Source organism: Kaistella jeonii, assembly GCF_000812865.1.
Classification (GTDB): domain Bacteria; phylum Bacteroidota; class Bacteroidia; order Flavobacteriales; family Weeksellaceae; genus Kaistella; species Kaistella jeonii.
The window spans coordinates 153,039-175,229 of sequence record NZ_JSYL01000007.1 but is presented as its reverse complement, the minus strand read 5'-3'; the positions used below and the strand labels follow the sequence as shown (position 1 = coordinate 175,229).

Here is a 22,191-nt window from a genome sequence, read left to right as displayed (position 1 = left end):
TTAAAAAATTCGTCATTCACCATTCACCATTCATTTCCTTTGACTCTTTGACAAGTCGCGACTTGTCCCTACAATACTTGGCTCTTCTTAAAAATGATTTACCTCCATATTCCTTTCTGCAAGCAAAAATGCAGTTACTGTAATTTCCATTTTTCTACTTCTTTAAATTATAAGGAAGATATGATTGCTGCGATAAAAAAGGAAATTTTTCTTCGTAAAGAGGAGTTGGAAAACAAGAATTTAAAATCTCTTTATTTCGGTGGTGGAACGCCTTCTATTCTTAAAGTTGATGAACTTCAATCGATTGTTGATGAGGTTTTAAAATATTTTTCCTTTGATTCCAATATCGAAATTACGCTTGAAGCCAATCCCGATGATCTGGATAAAAACTTTTTGAAAGATTTATCACATACTCCCTTTAACCGTTTGTCAATCGGAACCCAAAGTTTCTTTGATGAAGATTTGAAAATGATGAACCGCGCCCATAATTCTGGTGAAGCAGAAAGTTCCATTAAAAGAGCTCAGGATTTTGGTTTTGAAAATATCAGCATCGATTTAATTTACGGTTCGTCAACTTCCAATTTTGAGATCTGGAAAAAAAATCTACGGAAAACAATAGAACTTCAAGTTCCGCACGTTTCGTCTTACGCTTTAACGGTGGAACCAAAAACAGCTTTAAATACCTGGATTTCGCAAGGAAAGATCGCAGCACCGAAAGAAGCTGAGCAACATCAGGAATTCTTTTACATGACGGATTTTTTGAAAGATCATGGTTTTGATCACTATGAGATCTCCAATTTTGGAAAGCCCGGTTTTCATTCCAAACATAATTCGGCTTATTGGAAATATGAGGAATACTTAGGAATCGGACCTTCCGCACATTCTTACAACGGTCGCAACGAAAGAAGCTGGAATATTGCGAATAACCAATTGTATATTAATTCTCTGAATCAAAATAAATTAGCAAACGAAACCGAAATTTTATCTGAAAAAGACCAGTTCAATGAAATGTTGATGATCGGTTTAAGAACAATTTGGGGCGTTAATTTGTTTTCATTAAAGGAAAAATTCAGCGCAGAACTTTTAGAATACTTCCAAAGTGAAATCAGAACCAAAGTCGAAGACGGATTGTTAAAAATCGAAAATGATCATCTGACGATTCCGGAAAAACACTGGTTTCTCGCGGATGGAATTGCTTCGGATTTGTTTATTGTTTAGAGAGATGCGAGATACGAGACGCGAGTTTCAAGTTTCGAGGTTAAAAATTCAACAGTAGGATTTTCGGTTAAGAAGTTAATGTTCCTAAGATTTCTTTTGAAAATTGTAGTTCAAACCAATTTTTTTAATTTTTTGCCTAACTTAAAAACATTCATCTTTTATGACTTTTGTAGTTAATTAGAAATCGCTTAAGAATCCAACATTAACTTTCTTTATTAAATAAAAGCAGTTTAAAATTCACCATTCACACTTATTGACCATTAACTTCACTTGGCTCTTTTTACTTTTTCCCTGGCTCTTCTTATTCTTGACTCTTAAATTTGTATTTTTGCATAAACTTCGTCACCTTGAAAACTAAAAAACAGGATTTCAGCCATCTTTCCGCAAAACAACCGATTGGAATTTTTGATTCCGGAGTGGGTGGATTAACCGTCGCCAAAGAAATCAAAAGATTGTTGCCAAACGAGGATCTCATCTATTTTGGGGACACCAAACATCTTCCTTATGGTGATAAATCGAGAGAAGCAATTGTCGGCTATTCCACGAAAATTACGGCTTTTCTTTTGGAAAAAAATTGTAAAGCCATCGTCATAGCGTGTAATTCTGCCACCGCAAATGCTTTAAAAGAAGTTTTAGAACTGGTGAATGAAAAAGTTCCGGTCATTGATGTGATCAATCCGGTTGCTGAAAAAGTATCCTACGAGATTCACAATAATGTCGGAGTCATTGCGACGAAAGCCACGGTAAATTCTGGACTTTATAAAAAATCCATTCGAAAACACAATAAGTTTATCAAGGTTGATGAACTCGCGACACCACTTTTAGTTCCTGCCATTGAGGAGGGTTTTAGAAACCATCCGATCACGCATTCTATAATTTATAATTATCTGAGCAACAATAAATTAAAGAATATAGAAACGCTTATTTTGGGCTGTACGCATTATCCACTTTTGATCAATGAAATCAAACAGTATTACGGAAACCGCGTTCGCGTCATTGATTCTCCAAGTATTGTGGCGAATCAGCTGAAAATGATTCTGGAAAAACACCATCTCTTAAATGAGAATAATCCAAAACCGAAATATCATTTTTATCTTTCAGACATCACTAAAAACTTCGAAAAAATCTCTAAGAAATTCTTTGGAAAAAGCATTGATTTAGAAATGAAGGTGCTCTAAAGTCTTTTAACCACAAAAGTCACAAAAGATAAAATTGATCAAAAGTTTAAGGTCAATCTTTAAAAAAGAACAAAAAACATTGGAAAATCTATAGATTTTCACTCTTGTACAAATTCCGTTTATAAGGTTGTCGAATCTTGTTCTTCTTCCGGATTGTTTGTTTCTGGTTGCTGTTCATTCGGTTTAAAGAAAGAAAAACTCACATTGCCATATTTTCGGGTGTCGATTAAATTGGAATGTTCCAATTTCGTGCGGCTTTGATGTTCTAAAATAAATACGCCATTTTCTTTTAGATAATTATTATTTAAAACCAAGGAAATCAATTCGTTGTACTTGATGATCTCTGTTTCGAAAGGAGGATCGGCAACGATGATTTCGTAAGATTTTCGCTTTCTATTTTTCTTTAAATACTCAAAAACATCAGCTCTCTGCACATTGATCTGCGATCCCATTTCCAATTCAGTTGCCGTAGAATTGATAAAAGCCGAATGTTTCGGATTCATTTCCACCGAAGTCACATCTTTACACTCTCTCGACGCAAACTCCAAAGAAATTGAACCAATTCCAGCAAACAAATCGAGCACGGAAATCGAACCGAAATCGAGTCGGTAACGGTTTTCAATAATACTGAACAAAGCTTCTTTTGCGAAATCAGTTGTTGGTCTCACATCGAAATTTTTCGGAGCGGAAATTCTTTTGGCTTTCCATTGGCCACTGATTATTCTGTACATGTTTTAGGTGCTGGATGTTAGGTGTTTGATGCTGGATGTTGGTGATTGATGCACGAGAAAGCAAATTTAATTTAATTTATTTCTAAAGGCGACGATATGATTGATAATTTTATATGATTCATTATACAGTTCTGTAAATGTTTCTTCTGTAATATATTTTCTGTATTTTGCTTTGTAAAGAAAGGTTACAACTTCTGCGATGGAACGAATTGAATATCCTAAAAATCTTCTAAACTCAGGATTACTTTGCAAAATGCTGCCTTCTGATATGTTTAAAGCGATAGAATCGGAAGCTCTTCTGATTTGTGAAATAAGATTAAAAACTTCATCTTTCGGAAATTTTGAGGAGCAATGGTAAATCTTTTCAGCGAAACTCATGGAGTCTTGCCAAATAATCAGCTTCTCAAATTTGAAACTCATCTTGTATTTTTATATAAAATTACAAAATCAAATTTAATACTCCGAAATTGTCACCCATCACCCATCACCCATCACCCAGCATTCAGCACAAAGTTCTTCCGCGGAATATTATCATAAACGATCTTCAGATTCTTCACAAACTTCTTTAATTCTGAAATAAAAGTTTCATTTTCTGTCGTTTCGCCATAGACAAAGAATTGGGTTTCGTCCGTTCCAAAACTGATTTTACTTAAGGTAAACATGATGAAATATAAAAAATCAACTTCCGAAGTCACGTCCAAATTGTTATAAAGAATCACTTTTCTCTGGTCAAAAGCGAAAAATTCACATTGATGGTGATAGAGGTTAATGTGGATCTCTTTTTTATTTTTTACAGAAATGTTATTCAGGAATTGTTCGCCTGAAAAATTAAACTTCGTCGGAATCGCCAGACTTTTAATTTGGTCATAGACAGATTTCGGAAAAGTATAATAAAACTGAACGCCAAATTTCTTATTGACGGATAGCATGAGCTCCTCTTTTTCCCGATCAACAGGTGCATTGAAAGCAATTAGATCGAATCCTAGATCATGCTGGGAAAAACCTTCCGGCATTAGCGTAAAATGATTCAGTGCAGAGATCACCGTAATTTCATTGAAATTTTTCTGCGCCAAAATTCCCTCCAGTTTTTCGGACAGGAAATTTTCAGGAGATTCTTCCTCTCTAAAAAAAGAATTTTCAGCGGAAACATTTTTGTTTCTTAAAATTTGGTTTTGAATACCGTCTTTTGTAAAAAGTAATTTGAGTTGTTCCATGCTTTACGAGCGCAAATTTATTAAAATTAATCGGCTTTTGAAATTTTCTCAATTTTAGATGCTTATGAGCAAAATCATTCCCTCTTTCAACAGGTAATTACTATCTTTACCAAGGACTAAAAGAAGTTGTTTTTTTAAATTATTACTAAAATTTATAGATTATGAAAAAAGTATTTTTTGTTTTTTTACTGATGTTTTCGGTAACCATTTTTGCTCAGAAAATCGAAAACCAAACTGTTGACGCGGCTTGCGGAATGTGTCAGTTCAAAGTGAAATCTGAAAAAGGTTGCGCAGTATTTGTAAAAATCGATGGCAATCTTTATCCTGTAGAAGGAATGGATAAAAAAGTTTTTGGTGATGCTCACGCTGATGACGGTTATTGCAAAATGATTAAAAAAGCAGTTGTAAGCGGAGAGATCAAAAAAGGAAAATTTTACGCAACCGCTTTTAAATTTGTGGAAAGTTAGAGGAGGGAAGAAGGGAGATGGGAGATGGAGGATTGAAGATCGTGAAATTGTCTGGTGAGAAGGGTTGCTTCGTCGTTTCTCCTCGCAATGACAGGTTTTTGCGACCCGAACCTCGGAATTCAACGAAAATAAACCAATACTGTACCTGATTGATGGTGCAGTATTTCTTTGTTATGAAACTCCAGATTGGTTTGGTTTTCTAAGACTTCATGGACCATTTGTTGCAATACGCCGTCACCAATTCCGTGGATGATTTCTAATTTTTTCAGGTTGTTTTTCCGGCAATAATCGATGGTTTGTATCAGTTTTTCTTTTTGGAGAAAAAGCCTTTCGAAAGAATCGTAATCAGCGTCCTTTTTTACGACATTTTCGAAATGGAGATCCAGAACGAACGGCTTTTTATCGTGTTTTTTAGAAATCGATTTTGAAACTTCTTTTTTCTGGATGGTTTTTATCTGGTCATAAATCGCTGCTTCCTGCAATACCAATTCCGATGAATGATATTCATATTCAAAACCATGTTCATCTTCGATGATCACTTTTTTTGCGTTTACCGCTACGATTTTTCCTTTCAATTGATCGTCAATAACGGAAACCAAATCTCCTATCTTCATGCTTAGCATTATTTCGCGAAAATAAGGAAAAAGCAAGATTTAAAACCACGAAAGTATTAAAACTTAATCCATATAAGAATTATTCACAGTGAAACAATCCTGGGGAATTTTCAGATCGCATTGATTAATTTTAAAAAACAACAGATCAAAATAATTGATCCAATCCTTGGTAATAGGTAATATTTGGTTGTAGCATCATCATCCATCATCCATCATCCATCATCCAACATCAACCATCCAACATCCATCATCCATCATCCAACATTTTCCGGCCTACTCCAAAATCTTCCCGAAAATTTCCATAAATTTGAATCTTCATTAAAGAAATTTAAAATAAAACATCAATTATACACTATGGATCCAATTTTTGACCTTATCGAACAGGAAAGACAAAGACAAACTCACGGCATCGAACTCATCGCCTCTGAAAATTTTGTTTCAGATAACGTGATGAAAGCAGTCGGAAGTGTGCTGACCAATAAATATGCAGAAGGATACCCGGGTAGAAGATATTACGGTGGTTGTGAAGTTGTAGATGAAGTGGAAACTTTGGCCATCGAAAGAGCAAAAGAACTGTTTGGTGTAGATTATGCCAATGTTCAGCCTCATTCCGGTTCTCAAGCCAATGCAGCGATCTACCTTTCCATATTGAAACCAGGTGATAAAATTTTAGGACTTGATCTGTCCATGGGAGGTCATTTAACTCACGGCTCATTTGTAAACTTTTCTGGAATTCAATACAGTGCAAATTTTTATGGTGTAGATCGCGAAAGTGGTTTGATAGACTACGATGCGATGCGTCAGAAAGCTTTAGAAGTAAAACCGAAAATGTTGATTGCAGGGTATTCTGCCTATTCCAGAGATTTAGATTTCAAAAAATTCCGTGAAGTTGCAGATGAAGTTGGAGCGACATTATGGGCAGATATTGCACATCCAGCCGGATTAATTGCTAAAGGATTATTGAGTTCACCCTTCGAACATTGCCACGTCGTAACGACTACGACTCACAAAACTTTGCGCGGACCAAGAGGTGGATTGATCATGATGGGCAAAGATTTCGAAAACACGTACGGACATAAAACTCCAAAAGGTGAAATTAAGATGATGAGTCAGGTTCTGGACAGTTCTGTATTCCCAGGAATTCAGGGTGGACCATTAGAACATGTCATTGCCGGAAAAGCGGTCGCATTTGCGGAAGCCATTGATCCGAAATTTGAAGTGTACGCGAAACAGGTTGTTGCCAATGCAAGAGCTTTAGCAAAAGCCATGATCACCAACGGATTTGATATTGTAAGTGGTGGAACTGATAATCACCTCATGTTGGTTGATCTTCGCAATAAAAATGTGAATGGTAAAGAAACTGAAAAAGCTCTGGTAAAAGCTGATATTACGTGTAACAAAAATATGGTACCGTTTGATGATAAATCAGCCTTCACCACATCCGGAATCCGTCTCGGAACTGCTGCTATCACGACAAGAGGTTTAAAAGAAGCCGATATGGAAATTCTTGCCGGCTTCATCAATGATGTCGTAATGAATATCAATGATGAGAACAAAATCGCTGAGGTTCGCAAAAAAGTAAATCAGATGATGGAAGGGAAAGCGTTGTTTAATTACTAGATTGAGGCGAGGTTGAGGTTAAGGTTGAGGTTGAGTGGGGAAGTTTTTTAAATTAAATTTTGGTTTAATTTACTTCAGCTGTTTTTTTTTGTGCATGATTATTAGATTTTTCAGTTTTCAACTCATTGTTTTATGTAAAAGTAGAGAGATTATCAATTGCTTTTGCAGGGGCTTCAAATATGGTATAAAGAATTGGGATTTGGAATTTTTATGTAATCCTTTAATTAAATAGGATTATTCTAAAATCTTATTAACCTTAACTTTATAACCTAAACCTAAACCTAAACCTAAACCTAAACCTAAACCTAAACCTCAACCTCAAATTATGTACACCGATTTTACTCAGATGCCGGTCTGGAAGAAAGGGATGGATATCGCTGTTGACGTTTTTTTTATTTCTAATTCGCTTCCGAGAAAAGAGGATTATGCCTTAACTTCCCAAATCAGAAGATCCGCGGAAAGTATTTCTGCCAATATTTCGGAAGGATTTGGCAGAGCTGAAACTAAGGATAAAACCATGTTCTATAAATTTTCCCGAGGTTACGAAACTAAAAATCACTTGATCTATGGGAATTTGGTAAGATATTTTGAGTTAGAGAAAACGCAAATTATTATCGCACAAATTGAGCGTTTAATACACGAACTTAATAAAATTATTAAAACCCTGGAAAGTAATCTCCCGCCCACTTCTCACCCTTAACCTCACCCTTAACCTTAACCTTAACCTCATCCTCAACCTTGGAAAAGAAATCCTACACTTTCCTGGAAATCAAACAGAAAATGGTCAACTACTGCGTTTACCAGGACCGTTGCCATCAGGAAGTGGAGCAGAAAATGTGGGATTTTCTACTGATCCCCGAAGCCAAGGAGGAAATTCTTCTCTATTTGATGAAGGAAAATTATTTGAATGAGGAACGTTTTACGCGAAGTTACATCCGAGGGAAATTTTATATCAAATCCTGGGGACGTAATAAAATTCGGAATCATCTTAAATTTAAAGGCGTTACGGAGAAATTAATTAACAGCTGTTTTGATGAAATTGAAGACGAGGATTACCATAAAACCGTGTCCAAACTCTATGATAATTATTATTCAAAAATAAAAGGGTTGCAACTCTATCAAAAAAAATCAAAAACGATCAAGTATTTGTTAGGTAAAGGATTTGAATATGAGGAGATCACGCAGATCATTAAGGAAAGAGAAGAGGAGTGAGGGGAGTTGGATGCTGGAAGATGGGTGTTGGAAGAGCCAAGGAAAAAGAGCCAAGGGAGGCAATGGTCAATGGTCAATAGTTGATAGATGTTGCATGTTGGGTGATGGGAGATGAAAGAGTCAAGGAAAAAGTAAAAAGAGCCAAGGGAGAAAAAAAAGTTGTGTTTTAGCAGCCCTGAAAGGGCGATGATCAAAAGCATAGGGCGCAGTCCTATGAGTCAATGATCCAGTAGTTAAGTAGCCCTGAAAGGGCGGAATCAAAAAAACACCCGTCTCCTTTTCCCCGATCTTAAACGTTAAGGTATTTAATTTTTTAGACGTGATTTATAAATTTTGTGTTGAAATGATTTTGGATTTATTTGAGCAAAGAAAAATCGAATTCCTTTTCCCCGACCCTAAAGGGAGGGAATTTTATTTTTTTTAGAAAAAAAAGTTGTGTTTTAGCAGCCCTGAAAGGGCGATGATCAAAAGCATAGGACGCAGTCCTATGAGTCAATGATCCAGTAGTTAAGTAGCCCTGAAAGGGCGGAATCAAAAAAACACCCGTCTCCTTTTCTCCGATCTTAAACGTTAAGGTATTTAATTTTTTAGACGTGATTTATAAATGATAGGGTTGAAATGATCTCGGAGTTATTTGCTTAAAGAAAAATCAAATTCCTTTTCCCCGGCCCTAAAGGGAGGGAATGTGATTTTTTTTTAGAAAAGAGGGGAGTTTCAGCAGCCCTGAAAGGGCGATGATCAACAGCATAGGATGAAGTCCTATGAATAAAAGAGTATCCTATAATTAGGAAGCCCTGAAAGGGCGGAATCAAAAAAACACCCGTCTCCTCCGATCTTAAACGTTAAGGTATTTAATTTTTTTTTAGAAAAAGAGGGGAGTTTCAGCAGCCCTGAAAGGGTGACGATCAACAGCATAGGATGAAGTCCTATGAATAAAATAGTATGCTAAATTGGGAAGCCCTGAAAGGGCGAAATCAAAAGAATAAATCTTGGAGATTTTCATATTAAGCCTATTAGTAAGTTTATAAAAAGGGTGAGAACGTTATTATTCCTAATGTTTTTAAATTAATTTTTAGAAAGGCTCTTCCATATTTAACCGGAGATTAAAAAAAATACCCCTTTAATTGAATAATTTTAATTAATTTGCACCGATATTTTATCCAACTAATAGCCATATCGATTAATCAATGAAGAAATTTAATATAATCATCGCCGTTTTCCTAATGATGATGGTAAGCGGACAGGAAACTTTCAAGTATGGAGTAACCGGTAATTTTCACAAGGGTTCTATTGTTGGCGTGCACGATGTTTCTAAGGGAGCTTATGGAGGCAGCTTAGGAATTTTTGCTCAATGGTCTCTCGTAGAAAATGATGTTTATGATTCTGCATGGCTTTATATTATGCCGCAGATCGAGTACAGCATGCAGGGCGAAATCGCAAAGGCTGAAGAAGACAAATTTGGAATTCAGGAATTTGATCACGATTATGTTGCTATGCAGGTTTATCTAAGGTATTTTTTCCACCAGGGAAATATGAAGAGGGATGTCTATCTTTTTGCCGGACCCCGAATTGAATACCTGGTCAGAGAGAAAAGAAAAGTAGATCCTGCCTACGATCTGGCTTACTTTAAATATAATTTAGATAACAAGTTAAATAAGTTTGGATACGGCGTATCTTTCGGTGTAGGCTTAAAACTGAGTCTGAAAATGGAAGCTTTTATCCGGTATGATCAAGGCTTTAGCAAGGTATATCCAAACAATAATAATAATTTCACCTACAACCGACTTTTAGCGGTGGGACTTAATTATTATCTGAATGAAAACTGGTGGTAGAAGTGAATTTGAGTTAAGATTACGCCCACCTAAATTATCTTTACTTTTGTAGTCTTAAAAATAAGAAATGAAAAAATACTTTCCAGTATTTACTGCTATAATTACAATCCTTCTCTTGTTCTCCTGTAAGCCGAAGAAAAATATCATTTACCTATCCAACAATAATTTTGAACAGGAGGTTTCTCAGGCCAAATATTCAGGACTTCATATTCAGGAAGGCGATAAGCTGCAGATTTTGGTATCAGCATTTGATGATATTGCAGTTCGTCCTTTTAATATGTCAACCGTTACTACCACTACAACCGCGGGAGCAGTTGGTAGTTCAGGGTCTTCTGGCACCAACGATTATATTGTCACTACAGATGGTACAATTATATTCCCGGTTTTAGGATCCATTTTTTGCAAAGGCATGACTAAACAGCAACTCAAAGCGGATTTAGAAAGCCGACTCAAAAGGTATCTGACTGATCCAATGGTTACCATCACCTTATCTAATTTTAACTTCAGCGTTTTAGGAGAAGTGGGAAGTCCGGGTCAGAAAACCAGTCCTTCCGAGAAACTTAATATTTTACAGGCTATGGCTTTATCGGGAGATATTAAATACGAAGGTAATAAAACCAATGTGAAACTGATTCGATATTCCGAGGAAGAAGCTAAAGATAAAGTGATCTCGCTTGATCTTTCAGAGGTCTCCATTGTAAACTCACCTTATTATTATCTTCAGCAAAACGACATTCTTTATGTAGAACCCGACCGCAACAAGCAGGTTTCTGTAAATACCAGTTCCAATGTTGATAACTGGATCAGGTATGGCGGTATCGGTTTAGGATTGCTCACTTTGATCTTTACATTAACCCGAAAATAAGAACTGATGGAACTGCTGGAAAATTCTGCCTCGCAGAAACGAACGAAGACGGTTAATATAAAAAAGGAAATTGGCAAGTATCTGAAGAAGTGGCCTTGGTTTCTTCTGAGTCTCGGGCTTTTTTATGGTGGGGCTAAAATCTATCTTAAATATACCCAGTCCCAATACAGTTCTAAAACCTCTCTCAAACTCCGCGAATCCAAAGGAAATGGGTCTGCTGCCCTCAGTGATCTGAAAAATCTGGGAATGGGCGTGAGTGGTGATAATGAATTGCAGGGTGAAACCACCATTATTGTTTCGAAACCGATTTTAGAAAACGTAGCACAAAACCTCAGTTTAGGCGTTAGTTTTTTCAGCCTGGGTAAGATCATAGAAGTGGAACTGTATAAAGACAGTCCCTTAACAGGTAAAATAATTAAAATTAATCAACCTGATCAGTTTGGTTCTGCGACTTATACCATTATCCCGGTAGGAAAAAATTCCTTTAAACTGGATGGTGCCAGTAGGCAATACCGTTTTGGAATGCCGGCTCAGTTTCCTTTTGGCACGGTGCAGATTGATGCAAAACCGGGTGTTAATTTAGCAGATCCTATTAAAGTGGTATTCAGAAGTTTGAAAAACGCCGTTGCGACTTTGGAAAACAGTATTTCTGTGAGCTTGCCAGAGAATAAAGGACTCCTCATGGACGTCACCATGGTAGGTCCTATCCCGAAAAAGTCTGAAGATATTTTAAATGAACTCGCGAAACAATACATCATCGATGGCGTGAATGATAAAAATCAGGAAGCGCAAAATACCCAAAATTTCATCAATGAACGATTAGAGGTGATTACGACTGATCTTTCCGGAATTGAGGGCGAAAAGGAAAGGTTTAAACAGACGAATCAGATCACCAATCTGGAAGCACAAGGTGGTTTAGCTTTGAGCAAAGCAGATGAAAGTACGAAACTCATTTTAACGCAGTCGATGCAGTTAGATTTGGTCAATTCGGTGCTCGCAGCAAGTGCAGGTGAACAACTTTTACCGTCTGGTATGGGATTATCAACGGGTGCAGAAAGCAGTATTGCAGAATATAATGCTCTTTTACTGACGCGCAACAGAGTCTTGAAACAGGCAACAGGCGAGAATCCGGCCGTTATCGAAATGAATAAACAGATCTCGGTGATCAAAAATTTACTTCGCAAGAATTTAGTCGAATCCCGCGAAAATTTACAGCTTCAAATCGCCCAGGCAAATGCGCAGCTCAATCTGGCCAAAGGAAATATCAGCAAATTTCCGACACAGGAAAAGATGTTCCGAAGCATTGACCGGCAGCAAACCCTAAAAGAGCAGCTTTATCTTTATCTATTACAGAAAAGAGAAGAAAACGCCATCACCTTAGCAGTGACTGCACCAAAAGCAAAAATCATCAATCCTGCCTATACGACAGGTATTGTAAAGCCGAATATCAAAAGGATCATGAATGGTTCGCTTACTGCAGGTTTTCTTTTGCCCCTCATCTTTTTCATCCTGTGGAATTCCTTAGATACGAAAGTGCATACGAAAGAACATATTTTAGCACTTATGCCTTCGTCCGCCGTGGTACTCGCAGAAGTTCCTGAAAAAAGTGAGGAAAATGAAGTCGTACATCCCAACGATTTCTCCACTTTTGCGGAATCGTTCCGAATTCTGAGTTCCAATCTCAAATACTTATTGAAAGCAAAAAAAACGGAGCAAGGTGATGTTGTTCTGGTCACTTCCTCTATTAAAGGGGAAGGGAAAACAACCATTTCTATTAATACTGCGCTGACTCTTGCTGGAAAGAATAAGGTGATCATCATCGGAGCGGATATCCGAAATCCGCAATTACACCGTTTTGTGAAAGGAAAAAATATCGGTTTAACCGATTATCTGGTCTCCGATAAAAATGTTCCGGATTCTTATATTATTAATTCCCGTGTGAATGAAAATCTGGATGTTCTGTTCAGTGGACAAATTGCGCCAAATCCAAATGATCTTTTAGACATGCCGAAATTTGCTGACATGATCACCTATTTGAAAACTAAATATGACTACATCGTTTTAGATTCCGCTCCCGTAATGCTGGTGAGTGATACTTTACAATTGGTTGATAAAGCTGATGTTTTAATCTACGTGGTCCGTTCTGAATTTACCGAAAAAGGAATGATCGATTTTGCAGCCGGATTTCAGATCGAAAATCAAATCGATAATATGGCCTTCGTGCTCAATAGTGTGAGACCCGAAAATACGAAATATGGCAAAAAATACGGCTACGGATATTATTCTTATACGCATGATGAAAAGCCGAAATGGTGGAAGAAATTTATTTGATGTGTTAATTTGATGATGTGCCGATGAAAATACGAAGTAGTAAATGGATAGCTAAGAAAACTAATGTGTTTAAAAATATTTAAACAGGCTTTAAATAGTGAACAATTATTTTTACAAGTTCACAACCACCATTCACTACCAATTTTTATATCAGTTATTGCGCAGAAAATGACCAGCGAAATGAGTAACTAGATATACAGCTAAGGGTGATTTCAGCTCTGCTCAACCACTATCAAAAGCAATTTTCCTTCACCGCCAAAAGTATTTCCCCGATAACTACTAACAGTTATTTCCCAATCAACACCAACAGTATTTCCTCTTCACCACCAAAAGTATTTAACAATCCACAATAAAGGATTTGAAAAATGCTGCCAAACGTCGTTCAGCAAAAAAATTAATACATAGAAATGCCGGAATAGAAAAAATAAAAACTATTAGGTTAACTTTCCTTACTTTTGCACAAAATAATAACTTTTAAGTATTGAGTGCTGTGACCTTCTAGAAAGTTGTTGAATTTGATTAACAAAGAGTAAACTAAGTCAGGCTTTCTAGCCTTTATAGAATGAAACAAAAAATCGCAATCATCGGTCTTGGTTATGTTGGCCTTCCTTTAGCCCGCTTATTCGCCACAAAATATCAGGTAGTTGGTTTCGATATCGACTCAAAACGGATCGCAGAGCTTAACAGCGGAACTGATAAAACCCTAGAGGTTGAAGACGAAATTTTGCAGGCGGTTCTGGTATCTGATTTTAAGGCTGCGGAAAAAGGTCTTATTTGCTCTTCTACGGTAGGAGATATTGCCGATTCTAATTTTTATATTATTACGGTCCCAACTCCTGTTGACAAAAATAACCGTCCCGATCTGACCCCTTTACAAAAAGCCTCACAGACCGTGGGAAAAGTTCTGAAAAAAGGCGACATCGTCATTTATGAATCTACCGTTTACCCCGGAGTTACAGAAGAAGAATGTGTACCTATTTTGGCAGAATGTTCGGGTTTAACCTTTAACATCGATTTTTTTGCCGGATATTCTCCGGAGCGGATCAATCCAGGTGATCGTGAAAAAACGGTGGAGAAAATTATGAAAGTTACTTCGGGATCCACTCCTGAAGTTGGCAAAATTGTAGATGATCTGTACCGATCCATTATTTTGGCAGGAACGCATTTGGCACCCACCATTAAAGTCGCTGAAGCTTCCAAAGTCATCGAAAATGCGCAACGCGATATCAATATAGCCTTTGTGAATGAGTTGGCGAAAATATTCTCCCTTATGGGTATTGATACCCATGAAGTCCTGAAAGCTGCGGGTACGAAATGGAATTTTCTTCCGTTTAAACCTGGCTTGGTCGGTGGACACTGCATTGGCGTAGATCCTTTTTATCTGGCCCAGAAAGCACAGGAAATCGGGTATTATTCTGAACTTATTTTAGCCGCGCGCCGTCTTAATGATTCCATGGGATCTTTTATTGCTTCCCGTGTGGTGAAACTCATGATCAAAAAAGGAATTCAGGTGAATGGTGCAAACGTTTTAATGCTCGGAATTACCTTTAAAGAAAACTGTCCCGACATTCGGAATACCAAGGTGGTCGATGTCATCCGCAGTTTAGAAGATTACGACATCAAGGTCACCATTTACGACCCATGGGCAAATCCTTCGGATATCAAACATGAATATGAACTTGAATGTCTCTCCGCTATTCCAGCCAATCAGTTTGATGCCATCGTTCTCGGTGTTGCCCATGACGAATTTCTGAAACTGGATGTGGAATCCCTAAAAAAAGAAAAAGCAGTTGTTTTTGATGTAAAAGGAATTCTTAAAAACGCAGATGCAAGACTTTAAATAAGTGAACGAGTAAGTAAGTGACCTTGTGAACAAGTCGTTTCTTTACAAAGTCTTAGCTTCACCCAATAAGAGAACAAGTGAACGGGTGAAAAAGTGAACTTGTGAACCAGTCGGAACTTTACAGCTTCACAAATCACAAAAAAGAAACCAAATCCTCTCCCATACTAATCCAAAAACGTAATCCAAAAACGAATTCCAAACCGGCCTAGGAGTTATTTGCGTAAAGAAAAGATGATATAAACTCAAATTCCTTTTCCCCAACCCTAAAGGGAGTGAATTTGAGTTTTTGTTACATTTGCATCAACGCAAACCATTGAAAAAGGTGTGCTGATTCAATTAGAATAATAAAAAGATGAAACAAAAGTAATTAAGAAAGAATAATTATTAAACGATAAGACTTACATAAACTAATTTCAAACCGACCCAGGAGTTATTTGCGTAAAGAAAAAATGAAATTTCTTCCATCTAAAATCTTCGATTAAAATAAAATAAAAATCCCCAGTGTTTGAGCGCGGAGAAATTTAAATTAGAATACCAACGTTTAATATCGCGCGAGTTTTGGGAATTTTCTCAGAAGAAATTTTATTTTTTTAGCTAATAAATCCAGTCTTGAAATCGAAGATTGGACGATTCAAATAAAAAGATAAAAATAAGGGAGTCAATTTTTGTTACTTTTGCATCAAGGCAAACCATTGAAAATGGTTCGCTGATTCAATTAAAATAATAGAAAGGATGAAGCAAAAGTAATTAAGAATGAAAAGAAGTAAAAATTTTTATTACAATGAGATTCTTCCTTCGTCATAATGACAAACCCCTTCAATATTTAAAAGCATTTCTAATCGACTTAGGAGATTTTTACGTTAAGAAAAAAGAAAAATTCTTCCAACAGTATTGATCAACTAACAAAAAATAAAAATCCCTTTTGTTTGAAGCGCGGCAATAAACTAAATACAAAAGCACAACTCTAGTATCCGCGCAAGTTGAGGGATTTTCTCAGAAGGAATTTACTTTTTTTAGTAAAAAGATCCAGGTCTTGATTTTTTGTTACTTTTGCATCAAGGCAAAAGTAAAAGAAAAAAAAAGAGATTAATTTTTATTAAATAGAGATTCTTCCTTCGTCAGAAATCGAAGATTCGGCGTAGCCAATGATAAATTCACCGCATGACAAACTCGGCGAAGCAAAAAAACCTTCCTTTAACTTTCCTTACTTTTACACCAAGCTAAAAGAGAAATAAGAAACTGAATTTCCTTACTTTTGCAACTCAGCAAAAAACTAATGTCAAAAGAAAACCACCCAACCTATTTCATCAACTCCAAACAATCCGTCTTTTCCCTCAATTTAAAAGAAGTTTGGGATTACCGCGATTTGCTGCTCATGCTGGTGAAGAAAGACTTCATCACCTTCTACAAACAAACGGTTCTCGGTCCGCTCTGGTTCATTGTACAGCCTTTGATGACCACGGTAATCTATATGATTCTTTTCGGAAGTATTGCCAAATTATCTACCGATGGCGTTCCTCAGGTTTTATTTTACCTCTCCGGAATTACGGTATGGAACTACTTCTCCGAAAGTCTCACCAAAACCTCTTCTGTCTTCACCGCCAATGCCGGAATGTTTGGCAAAGTCTATTTTCCGCGTTTGATCATGCCACTGTCTATCGTTGCCTCTTCTTTAATGAAATTTGCGGTGCAGTTTGCAATATTTGTTATTATCCTTTTATATTACGTGATTTTTACCAATACAGTGCATCCCAACTGGTGGATTCTTTTTACCCCTGTTTTAATTCTTTTGATGGCGATGTTTGCTTTAGGAATGGGAATGATCTTCTCTTCTTTAACCACCAAATACAAAGATTTAACTTTCCTCCTGACTTTCGGAATTCAGCTCTTTATGTATATTACACCGGTTGTGTATCCTGCGTCAGCATTACCCGATAAATTAAGATTTCTGGTTTTTTTAAATCCTTTATCCTCTATTTTTGAATGTTTCCGTTATGCTTTTTTAGGTTCCGGGAGTTTTGATCTCATGAATATTCTCTGGAGCAGTATTGTCATCACCGTACTTCTCATCGCAGGAACTGTAATTTTCAATAAAGTGGAGAAAAGTTTTATGGACACGGTGTAAAAGAGCCAGGTAAAAAGTAAAAAGAGCCACGTGGATGGAGTGCTTGGATTTTTGAGTATTTGGGTATTTGAGTAGAATTGGTACCGCAATTAATAAAATCAAATCCCTTTTCCCCGACCCTTACTTCGACAGGCTCAGCATAAAAAAGGGAGGTAATTTGATTTTTATAGAAAAGAGAGTGATTTTAACAGCCCTGAAAGGGTAGTCAGCAGCAGCATAGGATGCAGTCCTATGAATTAAAAATGATCCAGTAATTGCATAGCCCTGAAAGGGTGAAATTAAAAAGTTAAATTTCTTTTCCCCAACTCTTACTTCGACAGGCTCAGCATAAAAAAAGGAGGGAATTTGATTTTTATAGAAAAGAGAGTGATTTTAACAGCCCTGAAAGGGTAGTCAGCAGCAGCATAGGATGCAGTCCTATGAATTAAAAATGATCCAGTAATTGCATAGCCCTGAAAGGGTGAAATTAAAAAGTTAAATTTCTTTTCCCCAACTCTAAAAAGAGGGAATTTGATTTTTGTAGAATTGAAAGATTAGAATGATATTCAGTATTGAAAAGATAATGTGCGTTTCTAATTTTTCTGAAGGAAATCTTAATCATCTTACCACCTTAACCAAAAACCTAATGGTTAATCAAATTTGAATTTTTATCTTTGCGCTTAATTGTTCAAACCGCACCACTGAACCTCAACCTTAACCTTAACCCCACCTTGAACCCCAACACCGCTATCATCGCCGAAAACATTTCCAAACAATACCGTCTCGGTGAAGTCGGTACCGGAACAATTTCGCATGATTTAAATCGGTTTTGGGCAAAATTACGGGGCAAAGAAGATCCTTTTTTAAAAATTGGTGACAGTAATGATCGCAGTACTAAAGCAGAGAGCGATTATGTCTGGTCTTTAAAAGATATTAATTTTGAAATTGAAAAAGGCGATGCGGTGGGAATTATAGGCCGAAACGGGGCGGGAAAATCTACCCTTTTAAAATTATTGAGCCGGGTGACGAAACCTACGACGGGACATTTTGAAGTTCAGGGTCGTATTGCTTCTTTATTGGAAGTAGGAACGGGCTTTAATCCTGAAATGACAGGACGGGAAAACATCTATTTAAATGGAGCGATCTTAGGAATGCGCCGCCAGGAAATTAAAAGAAAATTTGATGAGATTGTAGATTTTGCTGGTGTAGAGAGATATATCGATACGCCTGTAAAACGTTATTCTTCGGGAATGTATGTTCGTCTGGCTTTTGCCGTTGCAGCGCATTTGGAATCTGAAATTCTTATTGTAGATGAGGTTCTTGCCGTAGGAGACGCCGAGTTTCAGAAAAAATGTCTGGGTAAAATGGGCGATGTTTCTAAAGGTGAAGGGAGAACGGTTTTATTTGTGAGTCATAATATGGCGGCGGTAAATGAACTTTGTAATACCGGAATTTTATTAGACGAAGGTTTGGTCACAATGCAGGGCGATATGAGTAAAATTATCGTTGAATATCAGAAAAAAAGTGGCAATATCTCTGATTATAATAATGCTGTAAATGATTTTAATATTGAAAATAAAAATATTACCGTTAATAAATATTCTGTTTCCCCAATTAATGGCGATGTTTTAAACATCAGTTCGGGAACTAAAATAGAAATTAATTTTACGAGCAGAATTAAAAATGAATCCCTTGATATTTCCTTCTATCTAAGAAATTCGCATGAAATTATCGTTCTAAGCACTGGATTTTTGGTGAGTGAAAAAGGAGAAATTGGTAACTATGATGTCTGCTTTGAAATCCCAGCAAATACTTTGAATGAAGACGGTTATTATTTCGATATGTTTTGGGGAGTTGACCGATCAAAAATTGCCTTTAAAACAGAGTTATTTGGTTTTGAAATTCATGGCGTAAGAAACCATAATGGTGCAGTTATTAAATCGCCCGGAGTAATTTTCCCTGAGATAAAATCTACAATTTCGAAAGTGTCTTAAAAGGTTAGACTACTAAACAAAATTTCACAAGATGCTTTTAAATATTATTTTTTCCTACAATCGTGTTCTTCAATTGGATTATTTATTGAAATCTGTAATAACGCGTCTTAAAATAGATTACAAAATAGTTATCCTCTACCACACAACAGGAGATCATAAAATCGGGTATGAATTACTAAAAGACAAATATTCGGATTTTAAAAACATATCATTTGTAGAAAGGAAGAAAGTGTTTTTCGATTGGGCGTTTATTCGGACTTTATACTCTCGAGAAAATATAGGTTTTTTCCGTACAAGGAATTTTTTTAAGCCAAAAGCAGATAATTTCAAATCTCTTTTACAAAATACGATAGCAAGAAGTGGTTGTGAGTTTGTAATGTTTAATACGGATGATGGATTTTTTTTTAAAGATGTAGTAATTGAGGATGAAATTTTTGAAATTATTAGAAATAATTCTGAAAATTCTTCATACAGATTGTATGTAGGTGAAAACTTAGAAGGTCAACCGAATTATGTTCACAAAAAAAACAATTATTATAAGTGGGACTATTACGCAGAGAAAAGTATTCATCATTGGACATTTCCTTTCTCTGTAGATGGTACAATCTACAATTCTTTTGGACTTCTAAAACATCTAAAAAGAATGGTCTACACTAATCCAGTAACTTTAGAAGAAAATGGTGTTCAATATATAATGCGAAATAAACTTTTTCGAATCGGTTTAAGTCCTATTGAATCACAATTAGTTTGCACCAAATTAAATAGAGTATCAGTAGATACTTTCAATCCGACAATCCACATTAAACCGAAATACTTAAACGAAAAATTTATTGAAGGGTATTCTTTAGAGTTAGTTATCCCTAAATATATTGACAATGCTAATATAGTTCCTACTAAAGTTTTCATTGTAAAAGGGAGTAAAAAAGAATTGATTTATACTTTAGACGATTATGGAAAAAAAGTTCAGGGTTTACTTGGTATTGAAGGAGCAAAAGAACAATTAGAATAAATCATGAAACCACACTTTATCTCCTTCAACAAAATAGGTGACCCAAGTTTGGGTTATATTTCCGTAGCAGAAATTTCAGATACTATTCCTTTTGAAATCAAAAGAGTTTATTGGACTTATTACACGCCGCAAGATGTTACGAGAGGCGGTCATGCTCATTACGACTTAGAACAAGTAATTGTGGCGGTTTCTGGAACAATTACTTTTACCACCGAAGATTTGGAGGGAAATAAAGATGAATTTATTTTAGACAGTCCAGACAAAGGATTATATCTGCCAAAATTGATTTGGCGGGATATCAAATTTTCACACAGTGCAGTGTTGCTTTGTTTGGCTTCTGAAAAATATATAGCTTCTGATTACATTCGTGAGTATAAAACTTTTTCAGCATTGTAAATATGGCAATCAATATTCATCAACTTGCAGAGGTTCAAACGGATCAAATTGGGGATCATACTTCTATTTGGCAATTCTGTGTGATTTTAAAGGGCGCCCAGATCGGTAATAATTGTAATATCAACTGCAATGTCTTTATTGAAAATCAAGTAGTAATTGGTAATAATGTCACCATAAAACCGGGTGTTCAAATATGGGATGGTATTACTTTGGAGGATGATGTTTTTATAGGACCAAACGTTACTTTTGCAAATGATCATTTTCCTAAATCACAAAACAAAGATTTTATATTGCGAAAAACACTTGTAAAAAAAGGGGCATCGATTGGTGCAAATGCTACAATTCTAGGAGGGATAACCATTGGTGAAAATTCGCTAATAGGAGCAGGAAGCGTGGTGACGAAAGATATCCCGGCAAATGAAATTTGGGTGGGGAACCCTGCTAAATTTTTAAGAAAACAACATGATTAAATTCCTAGACCTTCAAAAAATAAATCTTCAATATCAAGAAGAAATTGAAGCCAAACTTATAGATACCTTTCGCAGCGGTTGGTATCTTTTGGGGAATGAAGTGAAAAATTTTGAAACTAATCTTTCTAATTACATTGGTTCTCCAAATGCAATCGGTGTTGCAAACGGTTTAGATGCACTTCGTTTAATTTTTAAAGCCTATTTAGAATTGGGGCAATTGAAAGTTGGAGACGAAGTCATTGTTCCCGCAAATACTTATATCGCTTCACTTTTGGCGATTACAGACAACAGATTAAAACCTGTTTTTGCAGAACCCAGTATTGAAAACTACAATTTAGATATTTCCAAAATAGAAGCTTTAATTACACCGAAAACAAAAGCGATTATGGTGGTTCATCTTTACGGTCAAGTTTGTTGGTCAAAAGAGTTGGAAGCTTTAGCGAAGAAACACGATTTAAAAATAGTTGAAGATAATGCTCAAGCAATTGGGGCAGAATGGAATACTATTAAAACTGGTAATTTGGGTGATGCCGCTGGATTTAGTTTTTATCCCGGAAAAAATTTAGGTGCTTTAGGAGATGCAGGTGCTGTAACTTGTAAAGATGCACTTTTGGCAAAAACCATTATAACTTTAGCTAATTATGGTTCCGAAGAAAAGTACATCAATAAATATCAAGGAATTAACAGTCGCTTAGATGAAATGCAAGCTGGCGTTTTAGATGTGAAATTAAAGTATGTTGATGCTGATAATGAGAAGCGTCGAAAAATTGCGGAGAGATATTGTGCAGAAATCACCAATCCTAAAATTATTCTTCCTCAATTGCCAAAGAATTCTGAAGAACATGTTTGGCATTTATTCGTAATCAGAACGTCAAAAAGAGATCTGCTTCAAAAATACCTTCTGGAAAATGATATTCAGACTTTAATTCATTATCCAATCCCACCTCATAAACAGAAAGCTTACAAGTACTACAACCATCTATCTTTTCCAATTACAGAAAAAATTCATAAAGAAGTTCTAAGTTTGCCGATCAGTCCGGTGATGGAAGAGGGTGAAGTTCAAAAAGTAATTGAGGTGATTAATCAATTTTAG

General features: G+C 36.2%; 20 protein-coding genes. 16 read left to right on the top strand and 4 right to left on the bottom strand.

Translation table 11 applies throughout. From position 1 onward, the window contains the following. The first annotated feature begins 93 nt into the window (after nucleotides 1–93). Nucleotides 94–1,218, top strand: a complete 1,125-nt coding sequence (hemW, locus tag OA86_RS10990; protein ID WP_074781420.1) for a radical SAM family heme chaperone HemW — start codon at nucleotides 94–96, stop codon at nucleotides 1,216–1,218. 347 nt (nucleotides 1,219–1,565) lie between these two features. Beyond that, nucleotides 1,566–2,396: a glutamate racemase gene (murI, locus tag OA86_RS10985; protein ID WP_039352961.1), complete on the top strand. Its 831-nt coding sequence runs from the start codon at nucleotides 1,566–1,568 to the stop codon at nucleotides 2,394–2,396. Between the two features lie 119 nt (nucleotides 2,397–2,515). On the opposite strand, the gene rsmD is transcribed toward murI, so the two are convergent. The 3 genes from rsmD to OA86_RS10970 form a co-directional block, all read right to left on the bottom strand. After that, nucleotides 2,516–3,127, bottom strand: a complete 612-nt coding sequence (rsmD, locus tag OA86_RS10980; protein ID WP_039352958.1) for a 16S rRNA (guanine(966)-N(2))-methyltransferase RsmD — start codon at nucleotides 3,125–3,127, stop codon at nucleotides 2,516–2,518. A gap of 66 nt (nucleotides 3,128–3,193) precedes the next feature. After that, nucleotides 3,194–3,547 (bottom strand): four helix bundle protein, encoded by a 354-nt coding sequence (locus tag OA86_RS10975; RefSeq protein ID WP_039352955.1) that lies wholly within the window; start codon nucleotides 3,545–3,547, stop codon nucleotides 3,194–3,196. 71 nt (nucleotides 3,548–3,618) lie between these two features. Next, entirely contained in the window at nucleotides 3,619–4,341 is a 723-nt protein-coding gene (locus tag OA86_RS10970; protein WP_039352953.1) for a DUF3822 family protein, read from the bottom strand. Between the two features lie 161 nt (nucleotides 4,342–4,502). On the opposite strand from OA86_RS10970, the gene OA86_RS10965 reads away from it, so the two are divergent. Further along, nucleotides 4,503–4,808 carry a DUF6370 family protein gene (locus OA86_RS10965; RefSeq protein ID WP_039352950.1) on the top strand — a complete coding sequence of 102 codons (306 nt, stop codon included), beginning with the start codon at nucleotides 4,503–4,505 and terminating at the stop codon, nucleotides 4,806–4,808. A 119-nt stretch (nucleotides 4,809–4,927) separates the two neighbouring features. On the opposite strand, the gene OA86_RS10960 is transcribed toward OA86_RS10965, so the two are convergent. Next, complete coding sequence (locus OA86_RS10960) at nucleotides 4,928–5,422, bottom strand: Smr/MutS family protein (protein ID WP_039352948.1); 495 nt, start codon at nucleotides 5,420–5,422, stop codon at nucleotides 4,928–4,930. Between the two features lie 354 nt (nucleotides 5,423–5,776). Here OA86_RS10960 and glyA point away from each other — a divergent pair, with 354 nt between their 5' ends. From glyA to OA86_RS10895, 13 genes are all read left to right on the top strand, one after another. Beyond that, nucleotides 5,777–7,042 (top strand): serine hydroxymethyltransferase, encoded by a 1,266-nt coding sequence (gene glyA / locus OA86_RS10955; RefSeq protein ID WP_039352945.1) that lies wholly within the window; start codon nucleotides 5,777–5,779, stop codon nucleotides 7,040–7,042. 325 nt (nucleotides 7,043–7,367) lie between these two features. Continuing rightward, nucleotides 7,368–7,742: a four helix bundle protein gene (locus OA86_RS10950; RefSeq protein WP_039352942.1), complete on the top strand. Its 375-nt coding sequence runs from the start codon at nucleotides 7,368–7,370 to the stop codon at nucleotides 7,740–7,742. Nucleotides 7,743–7,822: 80 nt separating this feature from the next. After that, the gene (locus OA86_RS10945; protein ID WP_039353127.1) at nucleotides 7,823–8,254 is read left to right on the top strand and encodes a regulatory protein RecX; all 432 of its coding nucleotides are present in this window, start codon (nucleotides 7,823–7,825) and stop codon (nucleotides 8,252–8,254) included. Between the two features lie 1,187 nt (nucleotides 8,255–9,441). Next, the gene (locus tag OA86_RS10940; RefSeq protein WP_074781419.1) at nucleotides 9,442–10,086 is read left to right on the top strand and encodes an outer membrane beta-barrel protein; all 645 of its coding nucleotides are present in this window, start codon (nucleotides 9,442–9,444) and stop codon (nucleotides 10,084–10,086) included. 67 nt (nucleotides 10,087–10,153) lie between these two features. Next, entirely contained in the window at nucleotides 10,154–10,951 is a 798-nt protein-coding gene (locus tag OA86_RS10935) for a polysaccharide biosynthesis/export family protein (RefSeq protein WP_039352935.1), read from the top strand. A 6-nt stretch (nucleotides 10,952–10,957) separates the two neighbouring features. Beyond that, nucleotides 10,958–13,282, top strand: coding sequence for a GumC family protein (locus OA86_RS10930; protein ID WP_039352932.1), 2,325 nt, complete (start codon nucleotides 10,958–10,960; stop codon nucleotides 13,280–13,282). 562 nt (nucleotides 13,283–13,844) lie between these two features. After that, nucleotides 13,845–15,122, top strand: a complete 1,278-nt coding sequence (locus OA86_RS10925) for a nucleotide sugar dehydrogenase (RefSeq protein ID WP_039352929.1) — start codon at nucleotides 13,845–13,847, stop codon at nucleotides 15,120–15,122. Between the two features lie 1,279 nt (nucleotides 15,123–16,401). Continuing rightward, nucleotides 16,402–17,250: an ABC transporter permease gene (locus OA86_RS10920; protein ID WP_039352926.1), complete on the top strand. Its 849-nt coding sequence runs from the start codon at nucleotides 16,402–16,404 to the stop codon at nucleotides 17,248–17,250. Nucleotides 17,251–17,960: 710 nt separating this feature from the next. Then, on the top strand, nucleotides 17,961–19,223 hold the full coding sequence (locus OA86_RS15570; RefSeq protein WP_082017329.1) for an ABC transporter ATP-binding protein: 1,263 nt from the start codon (nucleotides 17,961–17,963) through the stop codon (nucleotides 19,221–19,223). A gap of 31 nt (nucleotides 19,224–19,254) precedes the next feature. Next, the gene (locus OA86_RS10910) at nucleotides 19,255–20,232 is read left to right on the top strand and encodes a hypothetical protein (RefSeq protein ID WP_039352924.1); all 978 of its coding nucleotides are present in this window, start codon (nucleotides 19,255–19,257) and stop codon (nucleotides 20,230–20,232) included. Between the two features lie 3 nt (nucleotides 20,233–20,235). After that, a complete protein-coding gene (locus OA86_RS10905; RefSeq protein ID WP_039352921.1) occupies nucleotides 20,236–20,628 on the top strand; it encodes a sugar 3,4-ketoisomerase in 393 nt (130 codons plus the stop codon). 2 nt (nucleotides 20,629–20,630) lie between these two features. Then, nucleotides 20,631–21,098 (top strand): acyltransferase, encoded by a 468-nt coding sequence (locus OA86_RS10900; RefSeq protein WP_039352918.1) that lies wholly within the window; start codon nucleotides 20,631–20,633, stop codon nucleotides 21,096–21,098. Beyond that, entirely contained in the window at nucleotides 21,091–22,191 is a 1,101-nt protein-coding gene (locus OA86_RS10895; protein ID WP_039352915.1) for a DegT/DnrJ/EryC1/StrS family aminotransferase, read from the top strand. Before OA86_RS10900 ends, OA86_RS10895 begins: the two co-directional genes overlap by 8 nt.

What these genes read in the sequence shown, in the direction of transcription:
- OA86_RS10945 (WP_039353127.1), top strand. Translation starts at nt 7,823, where the DNA reads ATGGTCAACTACTGCGTTTACCAGGACCGTTGCCATCAGGAAGTGGAG.
- rsmD (WP_039352958.1), bottom strand. Translation starts at nt 3,127, where the DNA reads ATGTACAGAATAATCAGTGGCCAATGGAAAGCCAAAAGAATTTCCGCT.
- OA86_RS10940 (WP_074781419.1), top strand. Translation starts at nt 9,442, where the DNA reads ATGAAGAAATTTAATATAATCATCGCCGTTTTCCTAATGATGATGGTA.
- OA86_RS10965 (WP_039352950.1), top strand. Translation starts at nt 4,503, where the DNA reads ATGAAAAAAGTATTTTTTGTTTTTTTACTGATGTTTTCGGTAACCATT.
- OA86_RS10925 (WP_039352929.1), top strand. Translation starts at nt 13,845, where the DNA reads ATGAAACAAAAAATCGCAATCATCGGTCTTGGTTATGTTGGCCTTCCT.
- OA86_RS10900 (WP_039352918.1), top strand. Translation starts at nt 20,631, where the DNA reads ATGGCAATCAATATTCATCAACTTGCAGAGGTTCAAACGGATCAAATT.
- OA86_RS10970 (WP_039352953.1), bottom strand. Translation starts at nt 4,341, where the DNA reads ATGGAACAACTCAAATTACTTTTTACAAAAGACGGTATTCAAAACCAA.
- OA86_RS10930 (WP_039352932.1), top strand. Translation starts at nt 10,958, where the DNA reads ATGGAACTGCTGGAAAATTCTGCCTCGCAGAAACGAACGAAGACGGTT.
- OA86_RS10895 (WP_039352915.1), top strand. Translation starts at nt 21,091, where the DNA reads ATGATTAAATTCCTAGACCTTCAAAAAATAAATCTTCAATATCAAGAA.
- OA86_RS10920 (WP_039352926.1), top strand. Translation starts at nt 16,402, where the DNA reads ATGTCAAAAGAAAACCACCCAACCTATTTCATCAACTCCAAACAATCC.
- OA86_RS10975 (WP_039352955.1), bottom strand. Translation starts at nt 3,547, where the DNA reads ATGAGTTTCAAATTTGAGAAGCTGATTATTTGGCAAGACTCCATGAGT.
- OA86_RS10950 (WP_039352942.1), top strand. Translation starts at nt 7,368, where the DNA reads ATGTACACCGATTTTACTCAGATGCCGGTCTGGAAGAAAGGGATGGAT.
- glyA (WP_039352945.1), top strand. Translation starts at nt 5,777, where the DNA reads ATGGATCCAATTTTTGACCTTATCGAACAGGAAAGACAAAGACAAACT.
- OA86_RS10910 (WP_039352924.1), top strand. Translation starts at nt 19,255, where the DNA reads ATGCTTTTAAATATTATTTTTTCCTACAATCGTGTTCTTCAATTGGAT.
- OA86_RS10960 (WP_039352948.1), bottom strand. Translation starts at nt 5,422, where the DNA reads ATGAAGATAGGAGATTTGGTTTCCGTTATTGACGATCAATTGAAAGGA.
- hemW (WP_074781420.1), top strand. Translation starts at nt 94, where the DNA reads ATGATTTACCTCCATATTCCTTTCTGCAAGCAAAAATGCAGTTACTGT.
- OA86_RS10905 (WP_039352921.1), top strand. Translation starts at nt 20,236, where the DNA reads ATGAAACCACACTTTATCTCCTTCAACAAAATAGGTGACCCAAGTTTG.
- OA86_RS10935 (WP_039352935.1), top strand. Translation starts at nt 10,154, where the DNA reads ATGAAAAAATACTTTCCAGTATTTACTGCTATAATTACAATCCTTCTC.